The organism is Brevibacterium sp. FAM 24630, from assembly GCF_049804075.1.
Classification (GTDB): Bacteria; Actinomycetota; Actinomycetes; order Actinomycetales; family Brevibacteriaceae; genus Brevibacterium.
On the sequence record NZ_JBNBZD010000026.1, the window covers coordinates 29,415 to 48,003 of the forward strand.

Annotated in this window: 13 protein-coding genes and 1 pseudogene; 9 read left to right on the forward strand and 5 right to left on the reverse strand. The window is 60.4% G+C overall.

From position 1 onward, the window contains the following. Window positions 1-16: 16 nt before the first annotated feature. Window positions 17-2,260 (forward strand): hypothetical protein, encoded by a 2,244-nt coding sequence (locus ACPUD7_RS15655; RefSeq protein ID WP_425120419.1) that lies wholly within the window; start codon window positions 17-19, stop codon window positions 2,258-2,260. Window positions 2,261-2,503: 243 nt separating this feature from the next. Further along, complete coding sequence (locus ACPUD7_RS15660) at window positions 2,504-3,838, forward strand: lipoprotein 17-related variable surface protein (protein ID WP_425120420.1); 1,335 nt, start codon at window positions 2,504-2,506, stop codon at window positions 3,836-3,838. 144 nt (window positions 3,839-3,982) lie between these two features. Here the strand turns inward: ACPUD7_RS15660 and ACPUD7_RS15665 are convergent, their stop codons facing one another. The 5 genes from ACPUD7_RS15665 to dnaK form a co-directional block, all read right to left on the reverse strand. Next, window positions 3,983-4,858: a DUF1206 domain-containing protein gene (locus ACPUD7_RS15665; RefSeq protein WP_425120421.1), complete on the reverse strand. Its 876-nt coding sequence runs from the start codon at window positions 4,856-4,858 to the stop codon at window positions 3,983-3,985. 183 nt (window positions 4,859-5,041) lie between these two features. Continuing rightward, window positions 5,042-5,482, reverse strand: coding sequence for a heat shock protein transcriptional repressor HspR (locus tag ACPUD7_RS15670; protein WP_425120422.1), 441 nt, complete (start codon window positions 5,480-5,482; stop codon window positions 5,042-5,044). Window positions 5,483-5,496: 14 nt separating this feature from the next. Continuing rightward, window positions 5,497-6,510: a DnaJ C-terminal domain-containing protein gene (locus ACPUD7_RS15675; RefSeq protein ID WP_425120423.1), complete on the reverse strand. Its 1,014-nt coding sequence runs from the start codon at window positions 6,508-6,510 to the stop codon at window positions 5,497-5,499. A gap of 181 nt (window positions 6,511-6,691) precedes the next feature. Continuing rightward, window positions 6,692-7,357: a nucleotide exchange factor GrpE gene (locus ACPUD7_RS15680; protein ID WP_425120424.1), complete on the reverse strand. Its 666-nt coding sequence runs from the start codon at window positions 7,355-7,357 to the stop codon at window positions 6,692-6,694. Beyond that, the gene (gene dnaK, locus ACPUD7_RS15685) at window positions 7,357-9,219 is read right to left on the reverse strand and encodes a molecular chaperone DnaK (protein ID WP_425120425.1); all 1,863 of its coding nucleotides are present in this window, start codon (window positions 9,217-9,219) and stop codon (window positions 7,357-7,359) included. The genes ACPUD7_RS15680 and dnaK overlap by 1 nt, the downstream gene beginning before the upstream one ends. Before the next feature lie 326 nt (window positions 9,220-9,545). Here dnaK and ACPUD7_RS15690 point away from each other — a divergent pair, with 326 nt between their 5' ends. From ACPUD7_RS15690 to ACPUD7_RS15720, 7 genes and pseudogenes are all read left to right on the forward strand, one after another. Further along, window positions 9,546-10,277, forward strand: coding sequence for a TnsA-like heteromeric transposase endonuclease subunit (locus ACPUD7_RS15690; RefSeq protein ID WP_135448048.1), 732 nt, complete (start codon window positions 9,546-9,548; stop codon window positions 10,275-10,277). Then, window positions 10,270-12,285, forward strand: coding sequence for a helix-turn-helix domain-containing protein (locus tag ACPUD7_RS15695; protein ID WP_135448047.1), 2,016 nt, complete (start codon window positions 10,270-10,272; stop codon window positions 12,283-12,285). Before ACPUD7_RS15690 ends, ACPUD7_RS15695 begins: the two co-directional genes overlap by 8 nt. Continuing rightward, a complete protein-coding gene (locus ACPUD7_RS15700) occupies window positions 12,282-13,340 on the forward strand; it encodes an AAA family ATPase (RefSeq protein WP_425120426.1) in 1,059 nt (352 codons plus the stop codon). The genes ACPUD7_RS15695 and ACPUD7_RS15700 overlap by 4 nt, the downstream gene beginning before the upstream one ends. Beyond that, window positions 13,315-13,731 (forward strand): annotated as a pseudogene (locus ACPUD7_RS15705) (TniQ family protein); the annotation flags it as partial. The gene ACPUD7_RS15700 and the pseudogene ACPUD7_RS15705, both read left to right, overlap by 26 nt. 783 nt (window positions 13,732-14,514) lie before the next feature. Next, complete coding sequence (locus ACPUD7_RS15710) at window positions 14,515-15,012, forward strand: hypothetical protein (protein WP_425120427.1); 498 nt, start codon at window positions 14,515-14,517, stop codon at window positions 15,010-15,012. 496 nt (window positions 15,013-15,508) lie between these two features. Beyond that, on the forward strand, window positions 15,509-16,534 hold the full coding sequence (locus ACPUD7_RS15715) for a hypothetical protein (RefSeq protein ID WP_135448041.1): 1,026 nt from the start codon (window positions 15,509-15,511) through the stop codon (window positions 16,532-16,534). Window positions 16,535-17,017: 483 nt separating this feature from the next. Then, on the forward strand, window positions 17,018-17,563 hold the full coding sequence (locus ACPUD7_RS15720) for an HXXEE domain-containing protein (protein WP_135448039.1): 546 nt from the start codon (window positions 17,018-17,020) through the stop codon (window positions 17,561-17,563). Window positions 17,564-18,589: the final 1,026 nt, after the last annotated feature.

The window sequence follows — 18,589 nt, forward strand, 5'->3', positions numbered from 1 at the left end:
GATTGAAGGCACTCCAATGAAGAAGATCATCCTCGCGCCGGCAGTCGCGCTCGCGTTCACCGGTCTTGTCGCGAGCCCGGTCGTCGCCGCGGAATCGACGTCCGCTCAGTCGGCATCTACCCAGAAGGCCGAACAGCAGAAGATCGACCAGCAGAAGGCCGAAGCCAAGAAGAAGGAAGAGGCCAAGAAAGCCGCGGCTGAAAAGGCTGAAGCCGAGAAGAAGGCAGCTGCAGAGAAGGCAGCTGCCGACAAGAAGGCCAAGGAAAAGGCCGCGGCCGCCAAGAAGGCCGCTGCTGACAAGAAGAAAGCGGACGAGAAGAAGGCTGCCGAGGACAAGAAGGACGACGCCAAGAAGCCTCCGAAGAAGGTCGATCCGAAGCCCGCTCCTGCCCCCAAGGACGAGGACAACGACGCCAAGGACGACGACAAGTCCGAGGACAAGGCCAACCCGATCAACGCTTCGGTGCAGGTGACCTCGGGCGAGGTCACGGCAGAAGAGCTCGCCGAGGAAGGCGTGACCGTCAAGGTCACCGGCCTCGAAAAGGGTGACAAGGTCTCGGCCAAGTCCGGCCTCACCGGCCCGGCCGTCACCGCTCAGGGCTCGACCGCGACGATCACGCTGCACTCGGCCAACGAGGTCAAGCAGAAGAGGGTCAACTTCGCTCTCCAGCTGGAGCGTCCAGGCACACAGTCAGTCACCGAAACCAGCGTGGTCCCCCTGGCTGACGAGTCCGAGGCACCCGAGGTCGACCCGACGGTCTCGCTCAGCACCGACGAAATCTCGCAGAGCGGCATCGAGGATGACGGCATCAAGGTCACCGGCGAGGGCTTCACCCCGAACGGCACTGTCACCGTCGTCGGCGGCAACGCAACGTCGCCCTTCGCGACCCAGGAAGTCGAAGCCAACGCCGACGGCGAGATCTCCGCAACCCTGAAGTTCGAGGGCGACGAAGCACTTCCGGCCGGCGATTACTCCGTCTGGGGCGTCGACCAGGAGTCCGAAACCAACTCCCCGGCTCAGGACTTCACCATCACCGAAGACGGCGCCGTCGACCCGACGGTCACGGTCGACTCGAAGGAGATCTCCCTCGAGGACTTCAAGAAGGACGGACTGAAGTTCACCGGAACCGGCTTCTCTCCGGATGGTACCGTCAGCGTCAAGGGCGAAGCCGTCTCCTCGCAGAGCGCGGCAGCACCTCAGGCCGAGGAAAAGGCCCGCGCTGACGAGAACGGTGATGTCGAAGGCGTCGTGGTCGCTCCCGAATCTCTCGAAGCCGGCACGTATTCGCTGACTTTCATCGATGACACGACCAGCGCCGCCAGCAACTCTGTCGAGATCACCGTCACCGAAGAGGATGACGACGCCGTCGATCCGATCGATGCCTCACTCAAAGTCGATCCGAAGGAGATCACCGCCGAGGATCTCGCCAACAGGGAAAAGGGCGTGACGGTCACTGTCTCCGGTGTCAAGAAGGGTGACAAGATCACGGACTCCCTCACCGGAGAGACCGAGACGGCAGAAGCCGACGGTGACTACGAGCTCAACCTCTGGTACGAGGGCAACCCCGACAACCTCGAGGTCGGCAAGGTTCCGTTCACCGTCACCATCGACCGTGAAGGCACCGAGTCGGAGACCCTCGAGGGCAACATCAACGTTGTCGCCGAAGACGGAGACGATGACGGGGACGACCGCAACGAAGACGGCAATGACGATGGCAAGGATGGCAACGACGATGGGGACGACGGTGAGACCGAAGCTCCCGCCGATGCATCCTTCACGGTCTCCCCGAAGAAGATCGAGGCAGCGGACTTCGCCAATGAGAACAAGGGCGTCACCCTCGCCGTCGAGAACTGCGAGCCCGGTGCGGATGTCCACTTCGAGGTCAACCCGAAGGGCATCAACGTCACGGCGTACGAGAACACCGTCACGGCTGATGACGAAGGCAATGCCTCGGTCAACGTCTTCGGCACCTCGTCGGATGTCTCGGCCTATGTCGGTGCTTACACCGCAACCGCGACCTGCGGTGACGACACCATGAAAGACTCCTTCACAGTCACCGGTGGCGCCAATGGCGGCGGATCTAACGGCGGCGACAACGGAAATGCCGGAAACGGCGGAGACGACGGCAGCCAGCTGCCGCGTACCGGTGCCGACCTCGGCGGACTGACGACGGGAGCCCTGCTCCTCCTCGTCGGTGGTGCTGCGATCGCACTGACCGGCCGCAAGAACAAGTTCGGACAGACTCCGACGAGCTTCTGATCCGAGCCAGGCGGTCAGCCTGGAACGACAGACGAAGGGGCGGCTCAGCACACACTGAGCCGCCCCTTCGTCTGTTCTGCCGTCTGAGACGAATCGGTGCTTCCAGGTGAATGGAAAATGAACTCTGCGACGGGGCCGAAGTCAGTGCTGAACAAAACGACCACAACTATGCGTGTGGTGAATGTTGCATTACTGTTACATTCGTAATACTTCACACCCAGCTGTCATTTTCTAAGGAAATACATGAAGAAGCTCGCCCTCGCACCCGCGGTGGCCATCGCCATCACCGGCCTGGCCGCATCCCCAGTCATCGCTGCCCCCGGCTCGGTCAACTACTCGCACTCTGTCGTCAAGAACTCCGGCGACGCCCAGGAAAGCACTGCACCTGAATCACCTAAGGCTGATGCGCAGGCTATCGAGGCAGAGGTGACGACCTCCCCCAAGGAGATCACCGCCGAGGATCTCGCCAACAAGGACAAGGGAATCGTCGTCACGATCACCGGCCTTGAGGCCGGAGACAAGATCTCGGATTCGCTCACCGGCGAAGCCGGAACTGCTGAGGGCGATACCTTCGAATACAACATCTACTCCACTCAGCCTGCCGAGGACATCGAAAACGGTACGGTTGATCTCTCCGTCACGATCACTCGCGACGGTGAGCAGCGCACCTACGACGGGCTGAGCTTCAACGTCGTCGATGACACCGACGAGCCCGAGGCTCCCGAGGTCGACCCGAAGGTCTCGCTCAACACCGACAAGATCTCGCAGAGCGAGTTCGCGAAGAACGGCATCACGGTCACCGGTGAGGGCTTCACCCCCGGAGGCAAGGTCACCGTCGTGGGCGGCACCGCACAGTCACCTTTCGCAACCGAGGAAGTCGAAGCCGACGACGAGGGAAAGATCTCCGCCACCCTGAAGTTCGAGGGCGACGAAGCACTTCCGGCCGGCGACTACTCCGTCTGGGGCGTCGACCAGGAGACCGAGACCAACTCCCCGGCTCAGGACTTCAGCATCACCGAAGACGAGACAGAAGAGCCCACCGCTCCTGCTGAAGAAGCCAAGCTGACCGTCTCCCCCGAGTCGATCACCCCCGCTGACTTCGTCAAGGAAGACAAGGGCGTCACCCTCGCCGTCGAGAACTGCGAGCCCGGTGAAGACGTTCGCTTCCTCGTCAACCCCAAGGGCGAGTCGAGCGTCACCGCCTTCGACAAGACCGTCCAGGCTGATGACGAAGGCAAGGCCAACGTCAACGTCTACGGCACAAGCGCCTCCAACGCCTCGGCCTACATCGGCGACTACGATGTGACCGTCACCTGCGGCGATGACGAACTGACCGGTGAGTTCTCCGTCGAGGAAGATCCGAACGCCGGCGGCGGCGACGATGACGGCAATGAGGACGGCAACGGCGGAAACGACGATGGCGACAACGGAGATGCCGGCAACGGCGGCGACCTGCCTCGCACCGGTACCGAGCTGACCGGCCTCGTCGGCGGCGCGGGCCTCCTCCTCATCGGTGGAGCCGCAGTCGCTATGACCATGCGTCGCAAGAAGGTCGCCCAGGATCCCGCTGAGATCTGATAGCGACTGACCTGACTGATCGTCCGAGCTCGACTGAGCCGGGCGTGAGATGAAGAAGGGCGCGAACCCAATGTGGGTTCGCGCCCTTCTTCTCTCTACAGCCAAATATCCGCGGCCAACATCTGCAGCCCGGCAGACGACAGCTCATTCCATGCGGTCGTACCTCGAACGCAGGGCGAGGAAGCCTCCGTAGAGGACCAGGCCGAGACCCACCGCCAACAGCAGATACGGCCCGAACGGCTGGTCGCGCATGCCCTTGAGCGCGCCGTCGATTCCGGTGAATTCCTCCGGATCACCGGTCGCCGCGGACACCACGATGAGGATGCCCACCGACAGCAGCGTTGCGCCCTTGCCCAGGTACCCGACGACGCCGGTGAATCCGACGAGGAAGCGAATGATCGCGCTCTGCGGACGACGCAGCTCCTCTTTCCATTTCCGTCGCTGACCATTGATACAGAACACGATGCCGATGATCGCAATCACGGCGCCGGCGGCCATGAGGATATACAGTCCGCCCGGCGCCTTCGCCACGGTCGTCGAAGCCTGTGAGCTCGACTTGCCCGAGTCCGCTCCCCCGCCGAAGACGAACTGCGCGAATGTCGCGGCGACCACCAGGTAGGCGATGGCGGAGCCGACCATGGTGAGGAAGCCGGTCCACTGCTTCCGGCCCTGCTTCTGCTGCGGATCCTTCGTTCCAGCGCCGCGCAGCGAGGCCGAACCGAAGAACGCATTGATCAGGCACCACAGCGCCATGAGCGCACAGCCGAGGAAGCAGATGATGATCAGCACCATGCCGAAGGGCTGCGAAGCGATCTGCCCGATGGCTCCCGCCTGATCGGCCTCGCCTCCGCCCTGGCCCAGTCCGATCGTCACAGCGGTCGCCCCGAGGATGGCGTGGACCAGTCCGTTGGCAATGAAACCCGCACGGGCGACTCTTTCGAACCACTGGCTGTCCGCGGCTTCCTGAGCCGCCGAGTCGGCACTGTCGGCGACCTGTCGAACCTTCTCTTTCTCGTTCACAGAAGTCAGTGTCGCACGATATCTGCACCAATCTGCGAAGTTGATAGTCACAATCAGGTGCACATTCGAAAGGCGGAGCGCGCACCCACAATAGGGTACGCGCTCCGCCTCGGCGTTCATGGCTGCCGTTCGCTATTGCGCCCCGACCCGACCTCGCCGTTCGGCTCAATCGTGCCGTTCAACTCAGCCGCGGCGGTACCGGTTGTACAGCACCAGGGCTCCTGGTTCCGGACGTCCCTGCGGGCGACGTCCCCGCGAGATCGAGACGACGTCTCCGCCCACGGTGCCGGCGGCGAAGACGCGTGCATCGCGTTCCTGCGCCGACCTGCGCGCCCGGACCTCGTCCTCGAGCTCCTCGTTGCGGCTCTTGAGCGCATCGACCTGGTTCTGCAGGTCGATGATCTTCTTGATCCCGACGAGGTTAACGCCTTCGTCCTGCGACAGCTGCTGGATCAGTCGCAGCTTGGCGATGTCCTTCCCGGAATAACGTCGGCCCCGGCCCGCAGTGCGTTCCGGAGTGACGAGACCCAGTCGGTCATACTGCCGCAGCGTCTGCGGGTGCATGCCCGCCAGATCCGCGGCCACCGAGATGACATACACCGCCGCACTCGATGAAATGTGCATTGTGATTCACCACCTCAGCTGGCCTTGGCTTTGTCCAGCAAGCCGGCGCGTGGATCCTCACCTTCGGTGGCGGCCTTGAAGGACTCGACCGCTTGTTTGGCTTCCTTGGACAGATTCTTCGGCACCACGATCTCGACTGTCGCCAGCAGATCGCCGGTGCCTTTCTTCGTCTTCACACCTTTGCCCCGCACGCGCAGGGTCCGTCCCGACGGTGTCCCCGGTGCGACCTTGACCTTGACGGGCGTTCCGCCCAGGGTCGGCACCTTGACCTCGGCGCCGAGGGCCGCCTCGTCGAAGCTGATCGGCAGCTCAATCCGCAGGTTGTCACCATCGCGGGTGAAGACCGGGTGCGGGCTTACGTGCACGGTGAGGATGACGTCACCGGGCTCGCCGCCGTTGGGGCTGGTCTTGCCCTTGCCGGCCAGGCGGATCTTCTGCCCGTCCTTGACCCCGATCGGTGTCCGCACGGTCAGCGGCTTCCCACCCGGCATGTTCAGCTTCACCGAGGCACCGTTGATCGCTTCGGTGAACGACAGCGTCGTACTCGACTTGATGTCGCCGCCCTTGAGCGGAGGCTGGTAGCCGCCGTAACCGCCACCGCCGAAACCTCCGCCGAATCCGCCGAGCAGATCCGCCAGGTCCGGGGGAACGTCTCCCCCACCGCCGTAGGTCGTGCGGGTCCTGGTGCGTCCGCCGCCTCCGAAGAGGTCGGAGAACACATCGTCGAATCCGCCGCCGGCAGCCCCGCCGGGTCCACCGGAACCGGCGCTGAACCTGGCACCGCCGCCCATGGCGCGGACCTGATCGTACTGGGCCCGGGATTCCTTGTCGGAGAGCACCTGGTGGGCCTGGCCGATCTCCTTGAACTTCTCTTCGGCCTTCTCATCACCGGGGTTGGCGTCCGGGTGATACTTGCGCGCGAGCTTGCGATAAGCCTTCTTGATCTCGGCGTCGGAAGCATCCTTGGAGACGCCGAGGGTTTTGTAGAAGTCCTTATCGAACCAATCATTCTGAGGTCCGGTATTCACCTGGCACCTCCTTTCCTTCCAATCAATCCTGTCATCACGGTATTCACTTGTCCTCTCACAATCCGCAGCCCCGGGGCACTGCCCCGAAGATCCGGACCGCCGCCGAGGCGGTTCCCCGGCCCCGTACGTCGGTGAACCGGCGTGCGGGGCGGGCGGCCGCCTCGGCGATCATGGTCGTTGCTCAGTCCTCCGGCTGCTGGACACCGACGCGGGCGGCGCGGATGATGCGCTCCCCGATCCGGTAGCCCGGCTGCATGACCAGGAAGAGCGTCGGATTCTCGACCTCATCCGAAGGCTGCTGCATGAGCGCTTCGTGGATGTTCGGATCGAACTCGTCGCCGACCTCTCCGTACTGCTCGACGCCGAGCTTGTTCAGCGATTCGACCAGCTTGTTCACGTGGGTCTCGAAAGGCCCGGTGACATCGCCGTTGTCGCGAGCGAGCTTGACCTCGTCGAGCACGGGAATCAGGGCCTCGACGACCTTGATCGTGCCGCCGAGCGCCGCACGCTCACGTTCGCGGTCGGCGCGCATTCGGTAGGCCGCATACTCGGCGTTGATGCGTTTGAGGTCGGCCAGGTATCCCGCTGCCTCCGAACCCGGTTCGGGCTCGGCCTCCGGCTCGATGTCCTCGAGACCCGAGGCATCGGACGGGATGTCCACACCAAGGTCGCTGGCATCGGCCTGTTCGGCATTCGGGTCCGCGGTCGGCTCCTCGCCGGCCTCGGCCGAGGCCGACTGCGCGTCGGCCTCGGGACGGACCTCACCGGTGTTCGGATCGACCCGGCGCTTGTCACTGAAAGTGAAGCCTGGCTCCTCGGACGACTCGTCGTTGCCCTCGGCAGTCATTACTTCTTCTCCTCATCCTCTTCGTCGACAACTTCGGCGTCGACGACATCGTCGTCTGCGCTTGCATCGGCGGTACCTTCACCGGCAGCTTCGGCGCCTTCGGCACCGCCCTGCTGGCTGTAGATGGCTTCGCCGATCTTCTGCTGGTTCTCCACGAGTTTGTCGTAGGCGGTCTTCACTGCGTCCTCGTCTTCGCCCTTGAGCGCTTCCTTGACAGCGTCGACGTCGCCCTGCATCTCAGTCTTGATCTCTTCAGGGAGTTTGTCGGCATTGTCGGTGAGCAGCTTCTCGGTCTGGTAGGCGAGGTTCTCAGCATTGTTGCGGACATCGGCGGCCTCACGGCGCTTCTTGTCCTCTTCTGCGTGCTCCTCGGCCTCGCGGACCATGCGCTCGATGTCTTCCTCCGGCAGTGCGGAACCGCCGGTGATCGTCATCGACTGCTCGGTGCCGGTGCCCTTGTCGGTGGCCGACACGTGGACGATGCCGTTGGCGTCGATGTCGAAGGCGACCTCGATCTGCGGCACACCACGCGGAGCCGGAGCGATGCCGGTCAGCTCGAAGGTGCCGAGGTTCTTGTTGTCGCGAGTGAACTCGCGCTCACCCTGGAAGACCTGGATCGACACGGAGGGCTGGTTGTCCTCGGCCGTGGTGAAGGTCTCCGAACGCTTGGTCGGGATCGGGGTGTTGCGCTCGATGAGCTTCGTCATCACGCCGCCCTTGGTCTCGAGACCGAGCGAGAGCGGGGTGACGTCGATGAGCAGAACGTCCTTGCGCTCTCCCACGAGGACACCGGCCTGGACTGCCGCACCGATCGCGACGACTTCATCGGGGTTGACGCCCTTGTTGGGCTCCTTGCCTCCGGTGAGTTCGGTGACGACGGCGGAGACGCCGGGCATACGGGTCGAACCGCCGACGAGGACGACGTGGTCGATGTCAGACACAGACACGCCTGCGTCCTTCATGACTGCGTGGAACGGAGCCTTGGTGCGCTCGAGGAGGTCCTTGGTGAGATCCTCGAACTTCGCGCGAGTCAGCGACTCGTCGAGGTGGATGGGTCCGTTCTCGCTCATCGACAGGTACTGCAGCGAGATGTTCGTGCTGGTGGCCGAGGACAGTTCCTTCTTCGCCTGCTCAGCGGCTTCTTTGAGGCGCTGCAGAGCAGTGGCGTCCTTGGTCAGGTCGACACCGTAGTTGTTCTTGACCTGCTCGACGAGCCAGTCGACGATCCGCTGATCCCAGTCGTCACCGCCGAGGCGGTTGTCACCCGAGGTCGCACGGACCTGAATGGTGGAGAAGTCGTCTTCATCCTTGCCGACTTCCAGCAGGGACACGTCGAAGGTGCCGCCGCCGAGGTCGAAGACGAGGATGGTCTCATCTTCCTTGCCGCGCTCGAGGCCGTAGGCCAGAGCAGCAGCGGTCGGCTCGTTGATGATGCGCGAGACGTTGAGTCCGGCGATCTCACCGGCGTCCTTCGTAGCCTGACGCTCGGCGTCGTTGAAGTATGCGGGAACGGTGATCACCGCGTCGGTGACCTTCTCCTGCAGGTATTCCTCAGCGTCGTGCTTGAGCTTCTGGAGGATGCGGGCCGAGACCTCCGGAGCGGTCATCTTCTTGCCGCCGATCTCGGTGGACCAATCGGTGCCCATGTGGCGCTTGACCGAAGCGACCGTGTTCTTGATGTTGGTGACAGCCTGGCGCTTGGCGATCTCACCGACAAGGGAGTCGCCGTTCTTGTTGACCGCAACGACGGACGGGGTCGTGCGACCGCCCTCTGCGTTCGCGATGACCTTCGGGTCGCCGCCCTCGAGGACGGTGACGACGGAGTTCGTGGTTCCGAGGTCGATTCCAACTGCACGTGCCATAGTTTTCTCTCCTTACAGATCGTGAGTTCCTGCGACTCCAATGTGTGCGATCGGGCGGCTCCGGTTCTTGAGTCAGAACCACTCGACCGCACACATTGAGCCAACCGGACTCAAGTATTCTCTTCGAGGTTCCAACCGTCAAGTCGGCCTCATCAAAGTTGCGTACACCAGACTCAACTTAACTGAGGCGGCTTTTATTCCGCGCCCCCGAAAAATCTTCGGAAACGACCTGTAGGATCCGGCTCGAAATGAGAATTTCCTGATAATGCAAGAACTCTTTGAGAATAAGTCCTTGCGATCTGAGAATAATGTGACATGATTCACAGATGGACGAACTTACTACAGAGGTTCGCTTCCTACCGGCAGGCAACGCCGACCTCGTAGTGACTACCCTCGGGCTGATCAGCTCTCAAGAGGTGATCAGCGGAGAACCTGTGCGCCTTCCGCCGTCCTATAAAGGCCAGAGAAACTTTCCCGGCCTGTTCTGGCTCGCGACCACTCACAGGACCGTCGTATACGAGAGCCTCCTCGAACTCGATCGGCTCTGGCTTGCAGACTTCGACCCCAGCACCGTGCAAATCGCAACGCAACCGTTCCATCTCCAAGGACGAGACGGTGCCCACCTCCGCCGACACGTCCCCGACATACTTCTCGAACACAGCAACGGCAGCTTCACACTCGTCGATGTGAAACCAGCAACCAGACTCTCCGACAAACGAGTACAGGACCAGTTCTCCTGGACCGCCGGATTATGTAGGGCGAAAGGCTGGAGCTACGAAGTATGGTCAGGCGCAGATCCCATTCTGATGCGCAACCTCCGGTTCATCGCCGTCGGCCGACGAGCACAGTTCCTCCACCCAAGACTGCTTGACGAGTTGGAACCACTGGGACACCCAGAAATGACGCTTGCCCAGACTGAGCAGGCTGCAACCGGCTTAGCCGACGAAAACACCCTCCGGATGGCAGTCCTCGCACTGTTGTGGGCTAACCGGTGGCACGTCAACCTCACAAAGCCGATTTCCCTCCAGACCCAACTGTTAGAAGCGCCCCATGGATGACGTACTCGACCTCAACGTAGGAAACTCGCTTTGGCTCGATGGGCAGCGATGGAAAGTCACTGAACTCCAGGCCGACTCCGTCCTGCTCTCAAGCGGGACAGTCATCCGCAAAACGAACATCAATTCACTCATCGGGCGGGCGACCAACATCGAACCACGCTCAGACGAGCAGATACCTGACTCTCTAGAATTCTCAGCCACGGACCGCGCCCTCTTGGACGCGTTGTCAGAATCACAACACACCACTCTCACCGAGCGAGCGCGGGTCGTGGAATCGCTCCTACAGGCAGGAATCGGGGACAAACAGGCAAAGGAGCGTCACAAGAAGGCTGCTCAATCCCTGGGCATCGGAGTCAGCACTCTGTACAGGCTGAAGAAGCGGTACAAAGAACGTGGACCTGCCGGCCTCGTGGACACGCGACTCGTACGCCACGCCAGAGACCAGGTGACTCACGAGTGGGATCGCATCTGCTCCGACGTATTGGCAACCTATCGAGATGCTTCCAACCCCACAATCTCCACAGTCATCTCGAAAACTAACCGCGCGTATGTCGCCGCCAACCCCGACGCGAAAACTCCCTCCCGGTCGGTGGCCTACGTGAGAGTGAAACAACTCGACAAAGGTCAATACACTTTCGGAGCTGCGAAACAACGTCGTTCAGTGGCCGGTCGCCCGAAGGGCGTCCTGAGCCGACTGCAATCGGACCGACCGGGACAATACATTGTCCTCGACACGAATAGCCTCGACGTATTCGCGTTAGAACCCGTCTCCTGCCGTTGGGTCAACGTCGAACTCACAGTCGGGATCGACCTCAACACGCGAATCATTACCGGGCTGACACTGCGTCCCGTGGCAGCCCAATCAGTTGACGTGGCATCGGTGCTCTATCAAACCGTCACTCCACAATCCTGGGGACGATCTCCGGAATCCCCTGTAGGGCCCTACTTGGGACTGCCCGAGAATGTCAGCGCAACTGAGGGTAGCAAATCCAGTCACGAGCTCCTCCCCGACAGCATCATCGTCGACCACGGCAAAGCGTACTTGTCGCGCCACGTCCTCTCTGTCTGTGACCGCTTGGGCATCAACGTGCAACCTGCACGCCCTATCCAGCCCACAGACAAGGCCGTGGTCGAAAGGTTCTTCCGCACTCTCCGGCAATCACTCCTCGAACACCTCCCCGCGTACAAAGGACCAGATGTGTATTCGCGGGGCAAAGACGTCGAGAAATCAGCGTTCCTCTTCGTCTCCGAATTAGAACAGATCATCCGAGAATGGGTGGGCATCTACCACGACACCCCTCACTCGAGCCTCCGAGACCCGCACGTGCCCGATATCAAACTCACTCCAAACCAAATGTTCGAACGCGGAATCTCTCAATCAGGAACTCTGAGACTTCCGACCAACGATGACATCGTTATGGAATTCCTCGAAGTCGAATGGCGACAGATACACCACTACGGAGTCGAGGTGAACGGCAGACGCTACGACGGCATCGGGATCACCCCCTACCGGGGACGCCGGTCAGCCTATACAGGTAATCACGCAGGCAAGTGGCCCATCTACGTTGACCGCGATGACGTCCGCTGGGTCCACTTCAAAGATCCCGCGGATGGAACTTGGCATCGGCTCGAATGGGAACACGCCCACTACCTCAATGCCCCGTTCAGCTCCGAAGCCGCCGACTACACGCGACGCCTCAGCATCACCGACAACACGTTCCACGACCCACAAACCGCCATCCTCACCCTCCTGAAGGACTGGCACGAAAACGCAGTCACAGACAGGCGGGCAAAGAACCTCGCGAAGAAAGTCAGCGCCACCACAAGCTCAACCGCGGGCACCGACGACCCCGAAATCGACCCACGCGACCGGGCATCCACTCCGGGCATCATCGACCTCCTCACCCACACCAAAACGAAAACCAAGTCAAACGTTCACGATGATCTCGACGTCTTCGACAACGACGACGGCCCCGAAGACGAAGGATTCGAGGTATTCGACGAATGAGCAACCCCTACGCAGAATGGCTCCGCCTCAACGAAACACGACTCTTCAACCTCGGAACCAAAGCCGGTTGGATCGATTTCGTCAACGCCGGCCCCCGCCCTGACTTCCCCACACTCACGCCCAACCAAATGGCAGACCTGGATGCCGATACCCTCGACGACTACAACCAAGCCAGAAACATATGGAACGCCAACCCCGCCACCGTCAAAACACCCCAACTCAAACACGCTCACGAACTCATCGACCAAGTCATGGCCTCGGCCCACCGTGATGGCAACAGTGTCAGAGGCTCCATCGCTCTCGACGCCCTGCCCGGCTTGGGCAAAACAACGATCGCTTCAAGCTACGCCAGGCAGTTCGATCTCCGGCAACGCACACGGTACGGAAATACCACCACTGACGGACACCCCCGCCTCCCAGTCGCATTCATTCCACTCTCTGCAGGAATGACGCTTAAACAACTCAATCAGAAAGTTCTCCGCTTCTACGGCCACCCAGCAGCAAGCCGTGCATCAAAAGCCGAACTCGGCACCCTCGCAATGGACTGCATCCACAGCGCCGAAACCCGACTCATTGTGTTCGACGATCTCCACTTCATCAACTTCAATCACCGCAACGGCATCGAAGTCAGCAACCACTTGAAATGGTTCGCCAACGAATCCGCAGCAACATTCATCCACGTGGGCGTCGGTCTCGCCCAACGCCAATACTTCGAAGAAGGAGCCGGAGGTGACCCCGCCCTGTCACAAACGGCACGAAGAACAACATCCTGCTCAGTCGTACCCTTCACCCGATCAACACAGTCCGCGGAACGTGCATGGAACCGCCTCCTCACATCGTTCGAAGCCCACCTGAAACTCGCCCGAAAGACCGAAGGAGCACTGACAGCACTCTCTGAATACCTCCACGACCGCACCCAAGGACACATCGCATCCCTGACTAACCTCCTCGACCGAGCGTGCGCCATTGCTATCTCTTCCGGAGACGAAGCCATCACCTACGAAATCCTCAAGAAGGTAACCATCGACAATGCTGCCGAAACCACATCTAAATAGCAGTGACGACCAGCCGGGCAGACGGTCAAGACTCGGCGAATACATCCCCGTCGAACACAGGACCAGATGGCCGATCACCGTCACACCAGCCGCTACCGAACCAGTACACAGTTGGATCACGCGCGTCAGTCACCGGTACGGACTCACGCCCCGCCAACTCATCCAAGCACTCGGAGTCCCCACCGAACAGACCGCTGACCGCTCCCTCACACAACTAGCCAAACATTGGGACGACGTCGCCCCACTCCTCGGACCCAGATCGTTCACTTCTCAAGATATTGCCTCAGCCACCACCAACAGACCGCGCCGATACTGCCCACAGTGCCTAACAGACACTGGAGTGTGGTCAACAGAATGGAACCAGCACTGGTTACTCGCCTGCCCCACCCATCAGATTTTCCTCCACGACGTGTGCCCGACGTGTGAGCAACCCCAATGGCGTTCAGCCGCATGGCTCGGACACATCGCACCCCCGCACCGCTGTACCCAACGCGTCACCGGAACGACACAGCCCTACTCCGAACCCCGAAATACCCGCCCCTGGTGCAACACGGACTTGAGAAGCGCCCCACCCCATCCGGCTCCATCCGAGCTGCTCACAGCACAGCACACCCTGCTCAACGCACTCGCCGAGCAAGAAACCTCACCCACAGCAACGAGAGAATTCGGTCCCTGGTCCCAGATCACCAACCACCAGCACGCCCACCTCTTCACCACCCTCATCACCTACGCCGACAGCCACTCCACCGGGATCGCAGGACAAACAACCACTCTTCTCACCGCATGGGAGGCCTACCGAGAACTCAATTCCGCAACCGGCACGGGCCCACACTTGCGCACCCTCTTCTCCGACATCGCCACAACCGGCCTCCTCGGGCCGCCAAGAACCGCCCGCGGCACCAACCTTGGACCAATCCTCATCGCGTCACTGCTGAAAACACGACAACACCTCTCCGCGAACAAACAACTCGCCTTCCGCATAGCACGAACATGGCCAGCACACCCACCAGACTGGTCAACCAGCTCCCTGCACTCCCAGCCCGACCTCCAGCAAACAACACTCCCAGAACACTCAACCGTCCCACTGACTCCACCACCTGAATGGATCCCACAAACACTGTGGCCCGGTTTCGGTACCGATCACTCCACACCAGGTGCCCGAGCAGTTGAATCATTGCTCCTCCTCCACCTCGGCCGAGCAACCAAATGGAGCCACCTCGCCCTCGAACTCGGGCTGCCCGCCACACTCCAACACCAGGCCCGTGCCCACATCAGACGACTTGCCGCAACGTGCTGGCACGACCAACTCGCCCTCCTCGAACACCAATTCACACGACTCCTCTCCACCCCACCCCCGATCAACTACCGAATCCGCCGAGTCATCGCCGCAGACACCGACGAACTGACACAAGCACTCAGGAAGACCATCGGCTCCGACCCAAGCCCGGACCTACTCCGCCACTTCTGGGAAGTCCTGACAGGCGGAGACATCGCCCTCGCTCCCCTGCCCCTCACGATCAGTATCGATTCCCCGAGCTACACGAAGTTCGCCAATCAACGACATAACTTCCATCATGAATACCGACAGGCATTTACACACGCTCTGAACTACCTACAGAACGAACACGGAATGCCCAACGACGAACCGCTCATCTGGTCGCCCCCACCTTGAAAGAGTCCACCGGCAGATCCCCCTGCACACGAGTGGACAACCGTCCCCGCGCTGACGACTCACTTGCGATGGCCAGTCGCATGGAAATCCGAACTCGTCCCCACATGGCCCACAACCAGCACACCCACCAGCACTATGGGGTGGACAACAGTCCTACTCACCGACGGGTGGGCATACTCTCCAATGAACTACAGCGGCCACAGTTCCCAACTGACCGAGGCACTCGCCCATACTTGCGGGACACCAACAGAACGAGAACATCTCACCGCCCAAATCCCTCGCCATAATCTCAACACCGAATGGCAGCTGCTCCCGGACGAAAACTGGACAGAAACTTCGGAAAAGCTCCCCGGCACTGACATACGGCCCATGCGGCCATGACACACCCGCATAGACACTCGCGCCACCGACGTTCTGCTTCCGCAAACGTCCGCCTCTGGACCCTTCAGACACCTCCATCACAAACGGCACTCACTGCGACAAAAACTAGGACCATATGATGCCCGCCAGAAATCCCTTTGAACAGGCTCGATTCAGCCTGCGTAACGGAGGAGCCATCGCAGCGTCCTCACGATTTGCACCTATCGCTCACGCCTTCCTCATCCGACATCTCCAACACCTTGAAAATCCCAGCCTCGACGAGCTCACGGAAAGAATCACTCAATTCGCTTCCCGCCCACGGCCATACCTGCCTGATGAATCATTCGGACAACCATATGCGGGAACGCCACAACAGGATGTCGAATGGTGCTGGATCAACCCCAACAGAGTGCTCCTGAAGGAACCAGGAACACAATCATTCATCCATGACGCGAGCGACCGCGCCCACTACGCCAGCCAACCCCAACGTGGCCCCTCCCCTGACAGGGTCACAGGAATCGCGGAATTTGCACGGCGCATCGCCAGTGAGCACGGCGAAGAACGTGGCCTCCACACCCTGCTGGGAATTGGTGAGGACGGTGCGATCTCTGATGACGGAGTCTTACGCATCAATGTCGACGGCTTCGCATCACCCCTCGGTGACATATTCCGCATTAATGGCAACGGCAACCACCGTCTCGCTGCACTCGCCGCGTTAGAGGTTCCTTGTGTCCCCGCTGAAGTTGAGTGGCGTCGCGGCCCGTTCAGTACATCCCCGTGCCAAATTGACGAAGACTGCGACGAACGCATCGCTTACCGGACGCTCCTCCACACATTCGGGATTGCCTCCTACATCGATCCGACAAACTTCGCCGAAAATTACTCCGGAATAGTCACCGAGGACTGGCCGTTTCTCATCGACGACGCACATTCGGCGGCAGAGTCCTTAACAGCGTTGGAAGCCCTCGCCGGAGAACCGTACACATCATCAATTGGCCGGCTACCTCGTCACTTGTTCACCGATCCTGCAGCACTCATCCAGGCCGGCCGTAACGTCATACAACACCTATCCGACTTGGAATCAAATTTCGGAGTGCAACCGATCCGGAGCCCATCGGCTATAAAACGCGGTCCTATACGCTGGTTCTTCGACCGTCGTTGAGCATCACCAGCCACTAGCAGGGCAGCGAATACCGACGCTCTAAAAGGGGCGGGGGCTCTCCGCGAAGCAGTCGCAATCGTTCGGAGAACTACCAAAAGCTCGGCTTTCAATCTGGCGATTTGCCCCAAGATGGCGGCGGGAACGATGCCTTAAGAAAGTCCAAAGCCGGCTTCTTCAGTGACTGAAAAATACGATAGATTCACAGACAAGCAGCACCGTCGGAAACTGGAGTACCTGTGGCATCGCTTCTTTGGCCTATCAGGCGTTCTGCATTGGTTCACGACTGCCGAGGCGACGCAGTCCTGCCAGTTGAACGACCGCGTTTGCAGAAATTGTTCGACTCGTCATCACATCAAATCGCGATAATCATCGCTGACGACGAGTTCGAAGTGGACCGTCGCTCGCTTGTACTGCAGGAACTCCACCGCTAGCGTGAGAACCAACACCCACGGTTTACGCATCGCCACAGAGTAGAGAACCAAAATGAAACCGACGACCGCAATTAGTCTGGGATTGTTCGCAGCTTGGGCAGCGCACGACGCAGAAGAGCTGATTACGATGGCTCCAACGTCCCGCGGAGTCTTTCGCCAGTTGCCGAGGGGTCTCCCCATTCCGCGCTCACTTCGAGAACGCGGCCTATCGCAGAAACATGTCAATGTGTCGCTGTGTCTCATGGCCGTTCCCGTTGCACTGTCTGCTGTTGCGGGCATCAAGACCGACGGAAAATCCCCGTGGTTTCGCGGCGGACTACTAGCCTTCGGAGTCCATGGATTTACTCATATGACCAACAGTGTCGCAAAGCGCGGTTACACCACCGGGGTTGCCACTGCGCCAGTGATCGTCGTGCCATATTGGCTCTTGGCTCGATATGTCCTCCGACAACAGGGAGTCAACGGGTCCAATAAGAGAGTAAATGCCACTGCCCTCGCTGCCATTCCCCTCACACTCGGAGTCCACCTGATCTCAGCCGCGTTGCTTCGCGAAGGTTCCCTCGGGCCTGCGCTCCAACCCGAAGATGCCGAGAGGTGAAAACACCTCAATGCTCAGGTCGTCGGCCAACCCCAATAGCAACTGGAGACCAGCATTGATCCCCGACACACTACCGGAACCGTGCCGAATATCTTGAAAGCAAGAAACGACGAACCACCTGCTCTACGATAGGAGCCGGTTATTCAACTCGCAGCGAAGGTAAGCCTGGATTCGAAAGAGTCCATGTTGGTTCCAATGGGAGTTGCGCACACATACGCTGGAGGACCCCCGGAGTCCTTATTACGGCGACAAAGTGCCCTGAACGTGGCTCTTGTAACCCCGCCGAATCACACGTACCACGCTACATCGCCTGAAAATGGCCCATCGACACATCCGCGACAATCTATAGCAGCGGCATCAGCAGTGCCCCTACATGCAACATCACTCCCGAAGTGCTGGCTAGACTTTCAAATGCATTGTCATCAGTGAGGACCATGGGCGCACGCCCTTCCGAGTCGTTTCATTCGGCAGACAAACTGGGCCAAGCCTCCCCCAGCGCGCCACAAGTGCAACGTGTGCACATGGAATCCGAGTGCACGCATAACCGAACAGCCAATGTCAGACGAAGCTCTCGTAACCAGCGCTCAGCATCCAACACTTGACGACGCCGCTTGACGCCTTCGCGTATGCGTCGTTCCCTCTGCACTTCATCTCGCGGAACAACTGATCAACGCGCACATAGTTGAAAGGTGTCAGTTATAGGACCACCTGGCAATCGGTTCGTAAGGTTTGACAGAGTAAATCTGGAGGTTGCGCGTCGAACGCTAGGTCCAAACCTGGCGCTGCAGGCAGTCAATTGCAGGCACTCCGCCACCAGACCTGGATTCACACGATAGCCATGTAGCTACGAACAGACCAGAAAACGCAACTCGCCGCCAGTTCGCACTGTGTCCGACGCTGTGTCAAGTCCCGGTTTTTGTGGAGGATGAACGGTCGTTCAGTGATCAGGCAGCATCGGCAAGCACTTCGTTGTCCTCGAAGTACTCGGCTTCAACCTCGGCCGGAGTACGGTACCCCAGCATCGAA